Below are 17,620 nucleotides of genomic sequence, written 5' to 3'. Positions count from 1 at the left end.
GTTGTCAGTTCTTTCTGAGCCGGCCGACGAGTTGCTGGCCCATGATCGCAATCTGCCTCGCGCCGTGCGGCACGAGGTAGATGACGGCGAACAGGAGTACGCCGAACACCGCGCCGGAGAGGCCCTTGGAGATGCCCTCCGCCATGTTCGGCACGAAAATGATGAAGGCGGCGCCGACGAACGAGCCGGGCAGCCAGCCGACGCCACCGACGACCATGCCGAGGAACAGCGAGATCGCCAGCGTGATCGTGTAGCTGTCGGGCGCGACGAACTGCACGGCGATGGCGCCAAGCGAGCCGGCAACGCCGGTGATGCCGGCGGACACGCCGAAGGCCAGCGTCTTGTACAGTGCGACGTTGACGCCCATCGAGGAGGCCGCGATCTCGTTGTCGCGGATCGCCATGAAGGCGCGGCCCGACCGGGAGCGCAGCAGGTTGACCGAGAAGATGTAGATCGCGAGCACGACGGCGAGCGAGAAGTAGTAGAGCCAGGTGTCCTGCGACATAGGCAGCCCGAACGGCGCGTCGGGCTTGGTGACGACGAGGCCCTGCACGCCGCCGGTCCAGTGCTCGAGGAAGTTCAGCTTCAGCAGCTGCGGCATCGCGGTGGCAAGCGCAAAGGTCGCGAGCGCGAGATAGACGCCCGACAGCCGCAGCGCCGGCTTGCCGAACAGGTAGCCGAATGCGAAGCAGACCGCGGCGGAAATCGGAATTGTCAGCGCATAGTTGACGTTGAAGTACTCCATCAGCACCGCCGACGTATAAGCGCCCACGGCGTAGAAGGCGCTCTGGCCGAGCGAGAACTGGCCGGAGCCGCCCGTCAGGATGTTCAAGGCCAGCACCGCGAGCCCGTAGATCAGGAGCATCGTCATCTGGAAGATGATGAAGTTCTTGACGAACACCGGCACGATCAACAGCACCGCCAGCACCAACAGAGAGGTGCCCGTGCCCAGCGTCATCGCCCGCTTCGGAACCGCCTCGACGGCCGGGGCTTCCGTGACGACGTCTTCTGCAGCGCTCATGATCAAACTCGCTTGACGATTTGCCGGCCGAACAGGCCAGCGGGTTTGACGACCAGGACGGAAATGATCAGCGCGAGCGCGATCGGAAGCTTCAGCTCGTTGCCGACGCCGGGAATGTAGGTGCCGGCGAGGTTCTCGAAGACGCCGACCAGGAAGCCGCCGACCACGGCGCCGAACGGGCTGGTCAGTCCGCCGAGCACCGCCGCGGCGAAGCCGTAGATCAGCACGCCGCCCATCATATTGGGCTCGAGGAACACGACCGGTGCGATCAGCATGCCGGCGATCGCACCGATCGCGGACGCCATGCCCCAGCCGAGCGCGATCATCCAGCTCGTGTTGATGCCGACCAGTCGGGCCGATTCAGGCACGGAGGCGGCCGCGCGCATGGCGAGGCCGATCTTGGTGTACTGGAAGAAGAAGTAGAGGCCGAGCAGCAGCAGCACGGTGACGCCGATCATGCCGGCCTGGTGGGTCGAGATCAGCTGGCTGCCGAGGAAGGGCGAGGAGCCGAACGGGGTCGGATACTGCTTAATGGTGAAGTCCCAGATCAGGCCGGCCGAGGAGTTGATGATCGCGAACAGCGCGATAAAGCCGGCGACGTTGGTCAGCACCGGCGCCTTGGCGAGCGGCTTGAACAGGATGCGCTCGATCGCGATGCCGCCGACAAAGGACAATGCCAGCGTGATCACGAAGGCAGCCCAATATGGGATGCCCCATTGCATCAGCTGCCAGGAGATGAAGGTCGAGAACATCGCCATCTCACCCTGGGCGAAGTTGAGATGGTCGATCGCCTGATAGATCATGACCACGGCGAGCGCCATGCAGGCGTAGATCGCGCCCGTGGCGATGCCGGCCAGCACTTGGTTGGTGAACAGCTCCATCGTGCCGGCTCCTCAGTAACCCAGGTAGGATTTGCGGATTTCTTCGTTGTTCGCGATGTCCTTGGCGTTGCCCGACATCACGATGCGCCCGGTCTCGATCACATAGGCCTGGTCGGCGAGCTCCAGCGCGAGCTGGGCGTTCTGCTCGACCACCAGGATCGACACCTTGTCCTCGCGGTTGATCTTGCCGAGGATGCCGAACAGGTCGCGCACCACCAGCGGCGCCAGGCCGAACGAAGGCTCGTCCAGCAGCATCAGCCGCGGCCGCAGCATCAGGGCGCGGGCGACCGCCAGCATCTGCTGCTCGCCGCCCGAGAGCGTGCCGGCCTGTTGGGTATGCCGCTGCTTCAGCACCGGGAAATGCGCATACATGCGCTCGATGTCGGAGACGATGCCGGCGCTGTCCTTGCGGGTGATCGCGCCGAGCTGGAGGTTTTCCTCCACCGTCATGGTGGTGAAGGTGCCGCGGCCCTGCGGCACATGGGCGATGCCGAACCGCACGATGCTCTCGGTGGAGCGGTTGTTCAGCGGCTTGCCGTCGAACTCGATGCCGCCGGTTGAGCGCACCATGTTGCAGATCGCGCGCAGCGTGGTGGTCTTGCCGGCGCCGTTGGCCCCCAGCAACGTGGTCAGCGATCCCTCGCTGAGCGAGAAGGACAGACCGTGGAGGGCCTGGACCTGGCCGTAATAAGCGCGCAGGTCCTTGACGTTGAGCAGCGTCGTCATTGGTCCTTGCTCCCGAGATAGGCCTTGATGACGTCGGGATCCGCCTGCACCTGGGCGGGCGTGCCTTCCGCGAGCTTCTTGCCGAAATTCAGCGCGACGACGTGGTCGGCGATCGACATCACGAGGCCCATGTGATGCTCGACCAGCAGCACGGTCATGTGGCGTTCGTCGCGGATGCGGCGGATGAGGTCGCCGAGCACGTAGACTTCCTCGTGGTTGAGGCCGCCGGCGGGCTCGTCGAGCAGCAGGATCTTCGGATCGGCAGCGAGCGCGCGCGCCAGCTCGACGCGCTTCTGCGTGCCGAACGGCAGGCCCGACACGACGGTGTGGGCGACGTCCTCGAGGTCGAGATAGGCGAGGATCTCGTGCACCTTCTTGTTGACGTCGCTCTCGCTGCGGCGAACCCAGGCCAGCCGCAGCGAGTCGCTGATGATGTCGCTGGAGGTGCGGGCATGGGTGCCGACGCGGACATTGTCCATCACCGACAAATTCGGAAACAGCGCCACGTTCTGGAAGGTGCGGCCGATGCCGATCTCCGCGATCCGGTGCGGCGGGCGCGTCAGGATGCTCGCGCCCTCCATCAGGATGTCGCCGGACGACGGCTGGTAGAGCCGCGAGAGGCAGTTGAAGAGCGTGGTCTTGCCGGCGCCGTTAGGGCCGATCAAGCCGAGGATCTGGCCCTTGTGCATGTCAAAGGACACACCATTGAGCGCGACGATGCCGCCGAACACGACGCTGACGTCGCGAACCGCGAGCAGGGGCGATGTCCCCTGCGCGAGCTGTGCCTGCGTCATCTCGTCTCGCCCACTGTGTTCAGTGAGCGAAGGGGCGATGTGAACCGCTCCCGATGATGACAAAGGCTATCTGATCCCCTCGGCCACACGCGCAACTTTCCCTCCTGATTTCAGCTTTTTGCTGACGTCTTTTTTGGAATGCGGCATCAGACCCCCGAGTGCCGCTTCGATGTTCCTTACCATCGCAAGCAGACGCGGTCCAATGTCGTTGATCAAACGCTCTTCCGTGAAGCGGAATGCGGGCGCGCCGCAATTGAATGCGTAAGGACCGGTTCCGTCGTTGAGTCTGAGCGCGACGCCGGCGGCGCCGATGTCGTCGTGCCAGTCGCCGACCGAAATCGCAAATCCATATTTCGCGACCGTCTCGCCGGAGCGTTCCAACCCGTCGCGCATCTTGGGCCAGCGGCTGCCGTAATGTTCGCGCAAGACACGAGACAGTTCAGCGCGATTGTCTTCGTCGAGTGCCCAGAAATAGGCGCGGCCCATCGCGCTGGTTGCAATCGGCACGCGGGAGCCGACGTCCAGTTGAACGCCAACCGTCTCGCTGCCACGGCTCTGTCCGAAATAGATCATGCTGTGCCGGTCGCGGCCGCCGATGGCGACGGCGCCGCCGGTCGCACGCATCATTTCCTCGCGAAACGGCTCGGACAAATGCCGAACGCCGAGATTGGACAACGCGGCGTAGCCGAGCGCCATCGCGGCCGGCGCAAGCTGATATTTCTCGAAGCGGGGAACCGGCGTCAGATAGCCGAGCTTGGTCAAGGTATAGGTCAGCCGCGAAACGGTCGGCTTGGGCAAATTGGTGCGGGCCGCGATTTCCTGATTGCCAAGAAGTCCGTCGCTGGGCTGGAATGCGCGCAATACGTCAAGTCCGCGGGAAAGCGCGACGACGAAATTCCGATCGGTCGCTGTCTTCTTTCCTGTACGCTTCATCCCTGATCTGCTTCTTGCGCGGAGTCGTTGACAAGCCACGTGCTTCAAAATAACCCTGCCGTCAAGATGCGGAATTAAATTCTGCAGTGCGAAATTGAACAAAGTTACCCCACCAAGGAGGGACACCGTGAGCGAAGTGGTCAAGCTTGAGCGTCATGACGAAGTCGGGATCGTCACGGTCGACAGCCCTCCGGTCAACGCGCTGAGCGCCGCGGTTCGTGGCGGAATTCTGGAGTGCATCAAGGCCGCGGTCGCCGATCCCGCCATCAAGGGCATCGTGCTGACCTGTGCCGGCCGCACCTTCATCGCGGGCGCCGACATCACCGAATTCGGCAAGCCGCCGAAGCCGCCCGCCCTTAACGACGTGCTTTCCGAGATCGAGAATTCACCGAAGCCGGTCGTGGCCGCGATCCACGGCACCGCGCTCGGCGGTGGCCTCGAGGTCGCGCTCGCCTGTCATTTCCGCGTCGCGGTGAAGGAAGCCAAGCTCGGCCTCCCCGAGGTGAAGCTCGGCCTGCTGCCGGGCGCCGGCGGCACCCAGCGCCTGCCGCGCGCGGTTGGACCGGAGCTCGCGGTCAAGATGATCGTCGGCGGTGATCCGATCGGAGCGGCGGAAGCGCTGAAGAACGGTCTGATCGAGGAGATCGTCGAGGGTCCGGCCGCCGGTGGCGAAGCCTTCGTACGAAAGCTGCTGGCTGAAAAGCGTCCGCTGCGCCGCCTGCGTGACGACGACTCCAAGATCGCGGCGGCCAAGGCCGACCGCTCGATCTTCACCAATGCGGTCGCCGCCATGACCAAGAAGTCGCGCGGCCTGGAAGCGCCGTTCGCGGCGGCCGACGCCGTCGGCTACGCCATCGACCTGCCGTTCGACGAAGGTCTGAAGAAGGAGCGCGAGGGCTTCCTGAAGCTCGTCGCCAGCGATCAGTCCAAGGCGCAGCGTTATGCCTTCTTCGCGGAGCGCGAGGCCAGCAAGATCGCCGGCGTTCCTGAAGGGACCAAGCCGCGGCCCGTGAACCGCGTCGCCATCCTCGGCGCCGGCACGATGGGCGGTGGCATCGCGATGTCCTTTGCCAATGCCGGCATTCCCGTCACCCTGATCGAGACAGGCGAGGAGCAGCTCAAGCGCGGCATGGGCATCATGCAGAAGAACTGGGAAGCGACCGCGGCACGGGGCGGCATCCCGGCGGATGCGCCCGCGAAGCGCATGGCGCTGATCAACGGCGTCGTGGGCATCGAGAACGTCGGCGACGCCGACCTCGTCATCGAAGCCGTGTTCGAGACCATGGCAGTGAAAAAGGAAGTGTTCGGCAAGCTCGACCAGTACGTCAAGCCGGGCGCCGTGCTCGCCTCCAACACCTCCTACCTGAACATCGACGAGATCGCGAAGTCGACCAAGCGTCCGCAGGACGTGCTCGGCATGCACTTCTTCTCTCCCGCCAACGTCATGAAATTGTGCGAGATCGTGCGCGCCGACAAGACCGCGCCGGATGCCCTTGTGACGGCGGTCTCGATCGCGCGCAAAATCGCAAAAGTGCCGGCCGTGGTCGGCGTCTGCGACGGCTTTGTCGGCAACCGCATGCTGGCCCAGCGCGGCAAGCAGTCCGAGAAACTGCTGTTCGAAGGCGCGCTTCCGCAGCAGGTCGACGCCGTCGTGACGAAGTTCGGCATGCCGATGGGGCCGTTCGCGATGGGTGACCTCGCCGGCCTCGACATCGGCTGGCGCTCGCGCAAGGACCGCGGCATCAAGTCGGAGATCGCGGATGCGCTCTGCGAAGCCGGACGCTTCGGCCAGAAGACCGGCAAGGGCTATTACAAATACGAAGCCGGCTCCCGTTCGGCGCTGCCCGATCCCGAAGTCGAGAAGCTGATCGACGAGACGCTGCTTCGTTTGGGCCGCAAGAAGCGCGTCGTCAGCGACGATGAGATCCTCGAGCGCATGATGTACCCGATGATCAACGAGGGCGCGAAGATCCTGGAAGAGGGCATTGCCGCGCGCCCGTCCGATATCGACGTGGTCTGGCTCTATGGCTATGGCTGGCCGATCTACCGCGGCGGCCCGATGTTCTGGGCCGACACCGTCGGCCTCAAGCACATCGCCGATCGGCTCTCCTTCTACGCCAAGGAGACCAACGATCCGAGCCTCGAGCCCGCGCCGCTGCTGAAGAAGCTCGCGGCCGAAGGCAAGACCTTCGCCTCGCTCGCGGCGGGCTCGAAAGCGGCGTGATTGGATTGGCGGTGGCTGTGATGTCTCGTCCCGGGCAACGCTCTCTCCGTTCCCTCCCCCGTTGTGGGGGAGGGTCAGGGACGGGGGCAGGCCCGGGCGCCGGCGTTTGTGGCCACCTCCTTCCCCAACCTTTCCCCACAAGGGGGAAGGGAGCCGGTCCGCTTGTGCCCACCTCACACGGTATCGTCGCGGCCGCCTTGCAGAGTAACGACCCCTAATGACCCATCCCGGCGAACAGTTTTATCCCGAGGGCGTGCGCTGGGACGACACCATCGTCCAGGGCACGCTGCCTGATCTGCTGGCAAAAGCCGCCGCCGAGTACGGCCCGCGCACCGCGCTGGAATTCCGCGACCATCCGATTACCTACAGCGAACTCGCCGCGATGGCTGAGCGCGCAGCCGCCGCCTTCCTGCGCGCCGGCTACGGCAAGAACAGTTCGGTCGCGCTGTTCCTCGGCAATACGCCGGACCATCCCGTCAATTTCTTCGGCGCGCTGAAGGCCGGCGCCCGCGTCGCGCATCTCTCACCGCTCGACGGCGAGATCGCGCTGACGCACAAGGTCTCCGATTCCGGTTCGCGCCTGCTCGTCACCTCTAACCTGGCGGCGTTGCTGCCGACCGCGCTGAAATTCCTGGAGAAGGGCCTGATCGACCGCCTGGTGGTCTGCGAGGACGATAATTGGGGTAAGGTCGGCACGCCGCAGGCTGCGATCCCCAGCGATCCCCGCATCGTCACCTTCAAGGCCTTTGTCGAGGGCGCCACCGCGCCGGCAGAGTGGCCGCAAGTGAGCGCCGACGATGTCGCGCTGCTGCAATATACCGGTGGCACCACCGGCTTGCCCAAAGGCGCGATGCTGACCCACGGCAATCTCACCTCGGCCGTGTCGATCTACGACGTCTGGGGCAAGCCGTCGCGCGCGACGCGTGGCGACGTCGTCGAGCGCGTGATCTGCGTGCTGCCGCTGTTCCACATCTATGCGCTCACCGTCGTGCTGCTGTCCTCGCTCAGGCGCGGCAATCTGATCTCGCTGCATCAGCGTTTTGACGTCGAAGCGGTGATGCGCGACATCGAAATCAAGCGCGCAACCTACTTTCCCGGCGTGCCGACGATGTGGATCGCGATCGCAGCCCTTCCCGATCTCGACAAGCGCGATTTCTCCTCGCTGGCGACGATCGGCTCCGGGGGCGCGCCGCTGCCGGTGGAGATCGCGAGTTTCTTCGAGCGCAAAGTCGGCAAGAAGCTCCGCAGCGGCTGGGGCATGACCGAGACCTGCTCGCCCGGCACCGGCCATCCGCCTACAGGTCCCGATAAGCCCGGCTCGATCGGCCTGATGCTGCCCGGCATCGAGCTCGACGTCGTTTCCCTGGACGATCCCTCGAAGGTGCTGCCGCCGGGCGAAGTCGGCGAGATTCGCATCAAGGGCCCGAACGTCACCAAAGGCTACTGGAATAAGCCCGAAGGATCCGCGGAGGCCTTCGTCGACGGCCGCTTCCTCACCGGCGACATCGGCTATGTCGATACCGACGGCTATTTCTTCCTGGTCGACCGCAAGAAGGACATGATCATCTCTGGCGGCTTCAACGTCTATCCGCAGATGATCGAGCAGGCGATCTATACCATACCAGGCGTGCACGAGGTGATCGTGCTCGGTATTCCCGACCAGTACCGCGGCGAGGCCGCCAAAGCCTTCATCAAGCTGAAGACGGATGCAAAGCCGTTCTCGCTCGACGAGCTGCGCGCTCAGCTCGCCGGCAAGCTCGGCAAGCACGAATTGCCGGCGGAGGTCGAATTCGTCCACGATCTGCCGCGCACGCCGGTCGGAAAGCTGTCGCGCCACGAATTGCGCCAGCGGCAGAAACCGTCACAATCCGCCCAACTTGCCACCCGACTTGCATCAGGAGATCGCGCTTGACCGACGCCGTCATCGTTTCCACCGCCCGCACCCCGATCGGGAAGGCCTATCGCGGCGCGCTCAACGCCACCGAGGGCGCAACGCTGCTCGGCCACGCCATCGGCGAGGCCGTCGCGCGCGCCAAGATCGACCCCAAGGAGGTCGAGGACGTCGTGATGGGCGCAGCACTCCAGCAGGGCGCGACCGGCGGCAACATCGCGCGCAAGGCGCTGCTCCGTGCCGGTCTCCCCGTCACCGTCGCCGGCACCACTATCGACCGGCAATGCGCCTCGGGCCTGCAGGCGATCGCGCTCGCCGCGCGTTCGGTGATCTTCGACGGTGTCGAGATCGCGGTCGGCGGTGGCGGCGAGTCCATCTCGCTGGTGCAGAACGACAAGATGAACGGCTTCCACGCGCAGGACCCGGCGCTGCTCGAGATCAAGGGCGAGGTCTACATGCCCATGATCGACACCGCCGAGATCGTCGCCAAGCGCTACGGCATCTCGCGCGAAAAGCAGGACGAATATTCGCTGGAGAGCCAGCGCCGCACCGCCGCGGCGCAGCAGGGCGGAAAGTTCAAGGATGAGCTCGCGCCGATCACCACCAGGATGGCGGTGACCGACAAGGCCACCGGTGCAGTCTCGTTCAAGGACGTCACGCTGTCGCAGGACGAGGGCCCGCGCCCCGAGACCACCGCAGAAGGCCTCGCCGGCCTCAAGGCCGTCCGTGGCGAGGGATTTTCGGTCACCGCCGGCAATGCCAGCCAGCTTTCGGACGGCGCCAGCGCGAGCGTGATCATGAGCGACAAGGAAGCGGCAAAGCGCGGGCTGAACCCGCTCGGCATCTTCCGCGGCTTCGTCTCCGCCGGCTGCGAGCCGGACGAGATGGGCATCGGCCCGGTATTCGCCGTGCCGCGCCTGCTCAAGCGTCATGGCCTGACCGTCGACGACATCGGCCTGTGGGAGCTGAACGAAGCTTTCGCGGTGCAGGTGCTGTATTGCCGCGACAAGCTCGGCATCGACCCCGACAAGATCAATGTCGACGGCGGCGCGATCGCGGTGGGCCATCCCTACGGCATGTCGGGCGCGCGCCTCACCGGCCACGCTCTGATTGAAGGCCGCCGCCGCAAGGCGAAGTACGCGGTCGTCACCATGTGCGTCGGCGGCGGCATGGGCGCGGCGGGGCTTTTCGAGGTGTTGCAGTAGCCGTCGTCCAGTAACCGTCGTCCCGGCGAAAGCCGGGACCCATACTCCGCAGCAGGAGTGTGGCACGCGAACAACAATGGCCTTCGCAAACCAACGAAGGCCGGTGGTTATGGGTCCCGGCCTTCGCCGGGACGACACATTCACAGGAGGATCCGATGGATCTCGCATTCACGAAAGAAGAGCAGGCGTTTCGCGAGGAAGTGCGGTCATTCTTCCGCGACAACGTGCCGCCGGATACGCGGCGCAAGCTGGTCGAGGGCCGCCACCTCTCGAAGGACGAGATGGTGACGTGGTGGCGCATCCTCAACAAGAAGGGCTGGGGCGTCAGCCACTGGCCCAAGCAATATGGCGGCACCGGCTGGACCTCCGTGCAGCACTATATCTTCAACGAGGAGCTGCAGTCCTATCCGGCGCCGCAGCCGCTCGCCTTCGGCGTCAGCATGGTGGGTCCCGTCATCTACACCTTCGGCAATGAAGAGCAGAAGAAGCAGTATCTGCCGCGCATCGCCAATGTCGACGACTGGTGGTGCCAGGGCTTCTCCGAGCCCGGCTCCGGCTCCGACCTCGCCTCGCTGAAGACGAAGGCCGAGCGCAAGGGCGACAAGTGGATCATCAACGGCCAGAAGACCTGGACCACGCTCGCCCAGCACGCCGACATGATCTTCTGCCTCTGCCGCACCGACCCGTCCGCCAAGAAGCAGATGGGCATCTCCTTCATCGTGTTCTCGATGAAGTCGAAGGGCGTCACGGTGCGCCCGATCCAGACCATCGACGGCGGCGCCGAGGTCAACGAGGTGTTCTTCGACGACGTCGAAGTGCCCATCGAGAACCTGATCGGCGAGGAGAACAAGGGCTGGGATTACGCGAAATTCCTGCTCGGCAATGAGCGCACCGGCATCGCGCGGGTCGGCGTCTCCAAGGAGCGGCTCCGCCGCATCCGCGATCTCGCCTCCAAGGTCGAATCCGGCGGCAAGCCGATCATTCAGGACGCGGCCTTCCGCGACAAGCTCGCGGCCTGCGAGATCGAGCTCAAGGCGCTCGAACTCACCCAGCTCCGCGTCGTCGCCGACGAAGGCAAGCACGGCAAAGGCAAGCCCAATCCGGCTTCCTCGGTGCTGAAGATCAAGGGCTCCGAGATCCAGCAGACCACCACCGAGCTGCTGATGGAGGTGATCGGCCCGTTCGCGGCACCCTATGACGTGCACGGCGACGACGGCTCGAACGAAGCCATGGACTGGACCGCCCAGATCGCGCCGAGCTATTTCAACAACCGCAAGGTCTCGATCTACGGCGGCTCCAACGAGATCCAGCGCAACATCATCGCCAAGGCGGTGCTGGGGCTTTGATCGTACACCATCAACACGCACTCACCGTCACGGCCGGGCCTGACCCGGCCATCCACGCCTAGCGCCACGAAAGAACGTGGATGCCCGGCATAAGGCCGGGCATGACGAAATCGATACCGGAGAGCAAAGAACATGGATTTTGATCTGAACGAGGAGCAGCGGCTTCTCAAGGAAAGCATCGACGGCCTCTTGACCGATTCCTACGATTTCGAGAGCCGCAAGAAGTACATGAAGGAGAAGGGCGGCTGGAGCAAAGCGGTCTGGGGCAAGCTCGCCGAGCAGGGCCTGCTCGGTCTGCCCTTCGCGGAGGCCGATGGCGGCTTCGGCGGCGGCGGCGTCGAGACCATGATCGTGATGGAGGCGCTCGGCAAGGCACTGGTGCTCGAGCCTTACCTCGCAACCGTCGTGATCGGCGGCGGCTTCCTGCGCCATGCGGGCAGCGATGCGCAGAAGGCCGCGCATGTGCCCGGCATCGTAGACGGCAGCAAGACGCTCGCCTTTGCCCAGCTCGAGAAGAACTCGCGCTACGATCTCTTCGACGTCACCACGACGGCGAAGAAGAAGGGCGACGGTTGGGTCATCGACGGCGAGAAGTTCGTCGTGCTCAACGGCGAGAATGCAGATACCCTCATCGTGACCGCGCGCACTAGGGGCGAGCGCCGCGACAAGAGCGGCATCGGCGTGTTCCTGGTGCCGGCCGACGCCAAGGGCGTCGCCAAGAAGTCGTACCCGACCCAGGACGGCCTGCACGCCGCCGACATCACCTTCACCGGCGTCGAAATCGGTGCCGATGCCGTGCTCGGCAATCCCGACGATTCGCTCACGCTGATCGAGCGTGTGGTCGACGAAGCTCGCATCGCGCTCTGCGCCGAAGCGGTCGGCCTGATGGACGAATCGCTCAAGACCACGGTCGAGTACATCAAGACGCGCAAGCAGTTCGGGGTGCCGATCGGCTCGTTCCAGTCGCTGCAGCACCGCGCCTCTGACATGTTCGTCGCCACCGAGCAGGCGCGATCGATGTCGATGTTCGCGACCATGGCGGGCGATTTCCAGGACGCCAAGGAGCGCAGCAACGCTATTGCCGCGGCCAAGGTGCAGATCGGCAAGTCGCTGAAGTTCGTGGGACAGCAGGCGATCCAGCTCCACGGCGGCATCGGCATGACCATGGAGGCGAAGATCGGCCATTACTTCAAGCGCCTGACCATGATCGAGAACTCGTTCGGCGACACCGACTACCACCAGCGCCGCGTGGCGGACGGTGGCGGGTTGATCTAGCTACAAGGTCGCTGTCATCCCCCGCGCAGGCGGGGGATCCAGTACGCTGCGGCTTCTCGGTTCTAGCCGCGCCGTCTCTGGAATACTGGATCGCCCGGGTAAGCCGGGCGATGACGTCTGAACAAGTGGCCTCAACGGAGCCCAACAACAATGAAGAACACCCCGTTCGATCTCACCGGCAAGGTCGCCGTGGTCACCGGCTCCAGCCGCGGCATCGGCCGCTCCTCCGCCGAGCTGCTCGCAAAGCTCGGCGCCAAAGTGGTGGTCTCCTCGCGCAAGGCCGATGCCTGCAAGGCAGTCGCCGACGGCATCAAGGCGGCCGGCGGCGAGGCCACCGTCATCCCCTGCAACATCGCGCGCAAGCAGGAGGTCGAGGCGCTGATCGCGGGCACGATCAAGCATTACGGCAAGATCGACATCCTCGTCTGCAACGCCGCGGTCAACCCGTATTACGGCCCGCTGCTCGACATCACCGACGAGGCCTTCGACAAGATCATGGGCAGCAACGTCAAGAGCAACATCTGGCTCTCCGCGCTTGCGATCCCGCAGATGGCCGACCGCGGCAACGGCTCAGTCGTCATCATCTCCTCGATCGGGGGCTTGCGCGGTTCGACCGTGATCGGCGCCTACGGCATCTCGAAAGCCGCCGACTTCGCGCTGTGTCGTTCGCTCGCCGGCGAATGGGGCCCGAAAGGCGTCCGCGTCAACTGCATCGCGCCCGGCCTCGTCAAGACCGACTTCGCCCGCGCGCTGTGGGAAGACGAAGCGAATCTGAAACGCCGCACGGCCACCACGCCGCTCCGCCGTATCGGCGAACCCGACGAAATCGCAGGCGCAGTGGCCTACCTCGCCTCCGACGCGTCGAGCTTCATGACGGGACAAACGATCGTCATCGACGGCGGCGTGACCACGGCGGCGCCGTAACTTCTGCTCTACTTGCAATTGTACGCCGGGCGCGCTTCACTTTTCCTCCGCTAGAGGGGGAGGGTCGCTTCGTGTTGCCCAGAGCGCAACGCGAGGCGGGGTGGGGTGAAGCCGCAAAGGCGGTATCGCTTGCGTCGACGAGACGGCTGCTGCTCATCAAGTTCGCGGATAGTCTGTCACCCCGCCCCGGTTCGCGTTCCGCTTCGCTGCATGCGAGCCCACCCTGCCCTCCAGGGGAGGGTGGGAGGACAGCCGTCTTGACCTTCCCGCCCTAATCCGCTCCCTTTGGCGAAACACAATAGCCCCTCACCGGACAACGCCGGGAAAACGCCAAAGAAACCCCAAGGTTTGCTTCCATGTCTTTCGTCCTCGCCATCGACCAGGGCACCACCTCCTCGCGCGCGATCGTGTTTCGCGGCGACATTTCCATTGCGGCGAAGGCGCAGGCCGAGTTTCCGCAGCATTTCCCTGCCTCGGGTTGGGTCGAGCACGAGCCCGAGGACATCTGGACCTCGACCGTGACGGTCTGCCGCGACGCGATCGCGCAGGCCGGCATCGGCGCAAAGGACATCGCCGCGATCGGCATCACCAACCAGCGCGAGACCACCGTGGTGTGGGACCGCGCCACCGGGCAGGCCGTGCACCGCGCCATCGTCTGGCAGGACCGCCGCACCGCCGACATCTGCGCCAAGCTGAAAGCCGACGGCCGCGAGCCCGTGATCTCGCAGAAGACCGGCCTGATCATCGACCCCTATTTCTCCGGCACCAAGGTCGCCTGGATTCTCGACCACGTCCCCGGCGCACGGGCGCGCGCCGCGCGCGGCGAATTGATGTTCGGCACCGTCGATTGCTATCTGCTTTGGCGTCTCACCGGCGGCAAGGTCCACGCCACCGACGCCACCAACGCCTCGCGCACGCTGCTGTTCAACATCCACACCGGCCAGTGGGACGACGAGCTCTTGGAGATCATCGGCGTGCCGCGCTCGATGCTGCCCGAGGTGAAGGATTCCTCCGCCCGTTTCGGCGAGAGCACGCTGGATTTGTTCGGCGGCGCCATTGCGATCTGCGGCATCGCCGGCGACCAGCAGGCCGCGACCATCGGCCAGGCCTGCTTCCGTCCGGGGATGATGAAATCGACTTACGGCACCGGCTGCTTCGCCCTGCTCAACACCGGCACCACGCCCGTGGCCTCGAAGAACAAGCTGCTCACCACCATCGCCTACCAGCTCGGGGGCAAGCGCACCTATGCGCTCGAAGGCTCGATCTTCGTCGCAGGTTCGGCAGTGCAGTGGCTGCGCGACGGCCTCGGCATCATCAAGCATGCCGCCGAGACCGGACCTCTCGCCGATCAGTCGGACTCCATGCAGAGCGTCTATCTCGTCCCGGCCTTCGTCGGCATGGGCGCGCCGTACTGGAATCCGCGCGTGCGCGGCGCCCTGTTCGGCCTCACCCGCAACACCGGCCCGGCCGAGCTTGCCCACGCCGCCCTGGAAAGCGTCTGCTACCAGACCTTTGATCTCTGGGCCGCAATGCGCGCCGACTGGCCGAGCTCGGAGGTGGCAAGCGTCGTGCTCCGCGTCGATGGCGGCATGACCGCATCCGACTGGACCATGCAGCGCCTCGCCGACCTGCTCGATGCGCCGGTCGATCGCCCCGTGATCCAGGAGACGACGGCACTTGGCGCCGCCTATCTTGCCGGCCTCGAGGCCGGCGTCTATCCCGAGCCGACCAAATTCGCCGATAACTGGCGGCTGGAGCACCGCTTCAAGCCCAACATGAGCCAGGCGACGCGCGAGCGGAAGCTTGCGGGATGGACGAGGGCGGTGAAGGGCGTGCTCGCGAGCGACGAGGGCGAATAACGGGCGCGCACGACGCGCCCAACAACAACAAACGGGAGAAACGACAATGAACACGGATTTCAACCGGGTCGTCCAAAAGCTCTGCGGCGCCGCGATCTGCGCCGCGCTGCTCACCTCGACCTCCCTCGCGCGTGAGAAGCCGGACCCGCTCGGCAGCGCGCGGCAGGTCAAGACCGACGTCGCCGGTCTCGATGCTCCCGCGCAGATTCTGGTCGATGTCTGGGGTATCCCCCACATCTATGCCGGCAATGAGCACGACCTGTTCTTCCTGCAAGGCTTTAACGCCGCGCGCGACCGGCTCTGGCAGATCGATCTTTGGCGCAAGCGAGGGCTTGGTCTGCTGGCCAAGGATTTCGGCCCGGCCTATGCCGAACAGGACAAGGCGCTGCGTCTCTTTCTTTATCGCGGCGATATGAATGCGGAATGGGCGGCTTACGGCCCCAAGGGGAAGACCTATGCGGAGGCATTCGTCGCCGGGGTCAACGCCTACGTCGCCGATGTGCGCGCGGGCAAGCGCCCGCTGCCGATCGAGTTCAGGATCGCCGGCACGATGCCGGATGCGTGGACGGCGGATGACATCGTCCGCATCCGCAGCCACGGCCTGACGCGCAATGTCGCCTCCGAGGTCAAGCGCTCCTTGGTCGCCTGCGCGGCAGGCCTCGATGCCGATCGGTTTCGCGTCAAGCTCGAGCCGGCGTGGACGACGAAAATTCCAGATGGTCTCGATCCCTGCAGCGTGCCGAAGGCGGTGCTGGCGCCCTACGATCTGGCGACGCGCCCGGTCGCCTTTGCCGCGCCGAAAGATCGCCAGGCCGCACTCGCGCACGATCCCGACAAGTACCTCACCGAGGCCGACCTGCAACGCGACACCATCGGCTCCAACAATTGGGTGATCGCGGCGTCACGGACCGCGACTGGGCGTCCGATCCTCGCCAACGATCCGCATCGCGAGCACAGCGTGCCCTCGCTGCGCTACATCGTCGGCCTCAATGCGCCCGGCCTCTCCGTGATCGGCGCGGGCGAGCCCGCGCTGCCCGGCATCTCCATCGGCCACAACGGCACCATCGCCTTCGGTCTCACCATCTTCAACGTCGACCAGGAAGACCTCTACATCTACGAGCTCAATCCGCAGAATCCCAACCAGTACCGCTATGGCGCTGGCTGGGAGGACATGCGCATCGTCCACGAGAAAGAGCAGGTGAAAGGCGAGAGCGATCGCGATCTCGAGCTGAAATTCACCCGGCATGGTCCGGTGATCTACGTCGACGACGCCAACAAGCGGGCCTTCGCCGTCCGCTCGATCTGGTTCGAGCCCGGCACCTCGGCCTATTTCGGCTCCTCCGACTACATGACCGCGAAGGACTGGAACGGATTCCTCGGCGCCATGCGGCGCTGGGGCGCGCCGTCGGAGAATCAGGTCTATGCGGACACCAAGGGCAATATCGGCTGGGTCGCCGCCGGCAAGACGCCGCGGCGCGCCAACTATGATGGCCTGATGCCGGTGCCCGGCGACGGCCGCTACGAATGGCAGGGTTTTCTCTCGCTCGACGAACTGCCCAAGACCTATCAGCCCAAGCAGGGCTTTCTCGCCACCGCCAACCAGATGAACCTGCCGGCGGATTATCCCGTCAGCGAGCGCAAGGTCGGCTTCGAATGGGCGGACAGTGCGCGCTGGCAGCGCATCACCGAGGTCCTGAAGGCCAACAGCAAGGTGACGCTGGCCGATGCCATGGATCTGCAGAACGACGACACCACGATGCTGGGCCGGCGGCTGGTCAAGCTGTTGCAGCCGCTCACTTCGGACGATGCCAACGTGAAGAAGGGCCTCGAACTGCTCAAGCCTTGGGACGCCCGTGATGCCGCCGACAATGCCGCTGCTGCGGTGTTCGAGGTCTGGATCTCCAATCATCTTGGACCGGTACTGCTGAAGACCACGGCGCCCAAGGCTGCCGACCTGATCGCGCCGGAGGCGTCCAGCATTTCGGCGCTTGTCGCCTTTCTGGAATCTCCGGACGCGTCGTTTGGCTCCGATCCCGCCACCGCGCGCGACCAGATCCTGCGCGACAGCCTCGGCGCCGCGGTGGCCGATGTCACAGCCAAGCTCGGGGCCGATTCCTCAACCTGGCGCTGGGGCCGCCTGCACGTCGCAAAATTCGACCATGCTCTGATGCCGCTGGCCGACAAGGCGACGGCCGCTCAGCTCTCGGTCGGTCCGCTGGCCTACGGCGGCGCCGCCAACGTGCCGCGCGCGGCCACCTATCGCCGCACCGATTATCAGCTGTTCGCTGGCGCATCGTTCCGCATGGTGCTCGACGTCGGCAATTGGGATGCGAGCCGCACCATCAACACACCGGGCCAGTCGGGCGATCCCTTCAGCGGCCATTATCGCGACCTCGCGCCGCTCTGGGCGACCGGCCAGTATGTGCCGCTGCTCTACAGCCGCGCCGCGGTCGAGGCTGCAACGGCGGAGGCGATCACGCTGACGCCGCGGTGAATGAGGCGTATCCAGAAATCCCGCCGTCGTCCAGGCTTTCGCCAGGA

At 65.1% G+C, this 17,620-nt stretch carries 13 protein-coding genes; 8 read left to right on the top strand and 5 right to left on the bottom strand.

Going from position 1 to position 17,620, the window contains the following annotated elements; genetic code table 11:
• Positions 1–4: 4 nt before the first annotated feature.
• The 5 genes from IVA93_RS33000 to IVA93_RS32980 form a co-directional block, all read right to left on the bottom strand.
• Entirely contained in the window at positions 5–1,021 is a 1,017-nt protein-coding gene (locus tag IVA93_RS33000) for a branched-chain amino acid ABC transporter permease (protein WP_026233593.1), read from the bottom strand.
• A 2-nt stretch (positions 1,022–1,023) separates the two neighbouring features.
• Positions 1,024–1,902, bottom strand: coding sequence for a branched-chain amino acid ABC transporter permease (locus IVA93_RS32995; protein ID WP_007599708.1), 879 nt, complete (start codon positions 1,900–1,902; stop codon positions 1,024–1,026).
• A gap of 12 nt (positions 1,903–1,914) precedes the next feature.
• Positions 1,915–2,628, bottom strand: coding sequence for an ABC transporter ATP-binding protein (locus tag IVA93_RS32990; RefSeq protein ID WP_007599709.1), 714 nt, complete (start codon positions 2,626–2,628; stop codon positions 1,915–1,917).
• On the bottom strand, positions 2,625–3,422 hold the full coding sequence (locus IVA93_RS32985) for an ABC transporter ATP-binding protein (protein WP_007599710.1): 798 nt from the start codon (positions 3,420–3,422) through the stop codon (positions 2,625–2,627). Before IVA93_RS32985 ends, IVA93_RS32990 begins: the two co-directional genes overlap by 4 nt.
• Before the next feature lie 66 nt (positions 3,423–3,488).
• Positions 3,489–4,355: an IclR family transcriptional regulator gene (locus IVA93_RS32980; RefSeq protein WP_018458483.1), complete on the bottom strand. Its 867-nt coding sequence runs from the start codon at positions 4,353–4,355 to the stop codon at positions 3,489–3,491.
• Positions 4,356–4,482: 127 nt separating this feature from the next.
• Between IVA93_RS32980 and IVA93_RS32975 the strand changes: the two genes are divergently transcribed.
• The 8 genes from IVA93_RS32975 to IVA93_RS32940 all read left to right on the top strand — a co-directional run bounded on the left by IVA93_RS32975 (position 4,483) and on the right by IVA93_RS32940 (position 17,573).
• Positions 4,483–6,579 (top strand): 3-hydroxyacyl-CoA dehydrogenase NAD-binding domain-containing protein, encoded by a 2,097-nt coding sequence (locus IVA93_RS32975; RefSeq protein WP_247294167.1) that lies wholly within the window; start codon positions 4,483–4,485, stop codon positions 6,577–6,579.
• A 217-nt stretch (positions 6,580–6,796) separates the two neighbouring features.
• Entirely contained in the window at positions 6,797–8,491 is a 1,695-nt protein-coding gene (gene pimA, locus IVA93_RS32970; RefSeq protein ID WP_018454714.1) for a dicarboxylate--CoA ligase PimA, read from the top strand.
• Entirely contained in the window at positions 8,488–9,675 is a 1,188-nt protein-coding gene (locus tag IVA93_RS32965) for an acetyl-CoA C-acyltransferase (protein WP_247294166.1), read from the top strand. The genes pimA and IVA93_RS32965 overlap by 4 nt, the downstream gene beginning before the upstream one ends.
• A gap of 155 nt (positions 9,676–9,830) precedes the next feature.
• Positions 9,831–11,021: a pimeloyl-CoA dehydrogenase large subunit gene (gene pimC, locus IVA93_RS32960; protein ID WP_018454712.1), complete on the top strand. Its 1,191-nt coding sequence runs from the start codon at positions 9,831–9,833 to the stop codon at positions 11,019–11,021.
• Between the two features lie 132 nt (positions 11,022–11,153).
• The gene (pimD, locus tag IVA93_RS32955) at positions 11,154–12,296 is read left to right on the top strand and encodes a pimeloyl-CoA dehydrogenase small subunit (protein WP_018454711.1); all 1,143 of its coding nucleotides are present in this window, start codon (positions 11,154–11,156) and stop codon (positions 12,294–12,296) included.
• A 150-nt stretch (positions 12,297–12,446) separates the two neighbouring features.
• Entirely contained in the window at positions 12,447–13,220 is a 774-nt protein-coding gene (locus IVA93_RS32950; RefSeq protein WP_085351716.1) for an SDR family NAD(P)-dependent oxidoreductase, read from the top strand.
• Positions 13,221–13,576: 356 nt separating this feature from the next.
• Positions 13,577–15,079, top strand: a complete 1,503-nt coding sequence (gene glpK / locus IVA93_RS32945; RefSeq protein WP_247789472.1) for a glycerol kinase GlpK — start codon at positions 13,577–13,579, stop codon at positions 15,077–15,079.
• 46 nt (positions 15,080–15,125) lie between these two features.
• Positions 15,126–17,573 carry a penicillin acylase family protein gene (locus tag IVA93_RS32940; RefSeq protein ID WP_018454708.1) on the top strand — a complete coding sequence of 816 codons (2,448 nt, stop codon included), beginning with the start codon at positions 15,126–15,128 and terminating at the stop codon, positions 17,571–17,573.
• The last annotated feature ends 47 nt before the right edge of the window (positions 17,574–17,620 follow it).

It is taken from the genome of Bradyrhizobium sp. 155 (assembly GCF_023101105.1).
GTDB lineage: Bacteria > Pseudomonadota > Alphaproteobacteria > Rhizobiales > Xanthobacteraceae > Bradyrhizobium > Bradyrhizobium canariense_D.
Note: the sequence above shows the minus strand (reverse complement) of the source record. Positions and strands in the feature narration are given on the sequence as shown.

Bases quoted from the DNA above. Each gene is read 5' to 3' on its own strand.
- IVA93_RS33000 (WP_026233593.1), bottom strand. From the start codon at position 1,021: ATGAGCGCTGCAGAAGACGTCGTCACGGAAGCCCCGGCCGTCGAGGCG.
- IVA93_RS32995 (WP_007599708.1), bottom strand. From the start codon at position 1,902: ATGGAGCTGTTCACCAACCAAGTGCTGGCCGGCATCGCCACGGGCGCG.
- IVA93_RS32990 (WP_007599709.1), bottom strand. From the start codon at position 2,628: ATGACGACGCTGCTCAACGTCAAGGACCTGCGCGCTTATTACGGCCAG.
- IVA93_RS32985 (WP_007599710.1), bottom strand. From the start codon at position 3,422: ATGACGCAGGCACAGCTCGCGCAGGGGACATCGCCCCTGCTCGCGGTT.
- IVA93_RS32980 (WP_018458483.1), bottom strand. From the start codon at position 4,355: ATGAAGCGTACAGGAAAGAAGACAGCGACCGATCGGAATTTCGTCGTC.
- pimA (WP_018454714.1), top strand. From the start codon at position 6,797: ATGACCCATCCCGGCGAACAGTTTTATCCCGAGGGCGTGCGCTGGGAC.
- pimC (WP_018454712.1), top strand. From the start codon at position 9,831: ATGGATCTCGCATTCACGAAAGAAGAGCAGGCGTTTCGCGAGGAAGTG.
- pimD (WP_018454711.1), top strand. From the start codon at position 11,154: ATGGATTTTGATCTGAACGAGGAGCAGCGGCTTCTCAAGGAAAGCATC.
- IVA93_RS32950 (WP_085351716.1), top strand. From the start codon at position 12,447: ATGAAGAACACCCCGTTCGATCTCACCGGCAAGGTCGCCGTGGTCACC.
- glpK (WP_247789472.1), top strand. From the start codon at position 13,577: ATGTCTTTCGTCCTCGCCATCGACCAGGGCACCACCTCCTCGCGCGCG.
- IVA93_RS32940 (WP_018454708.1), top strand. From the start codon at position 15,126: ATGAACACGGATTTCAACCGGGTCGTCCAAAAGCTCTGCGGCGCCGCG.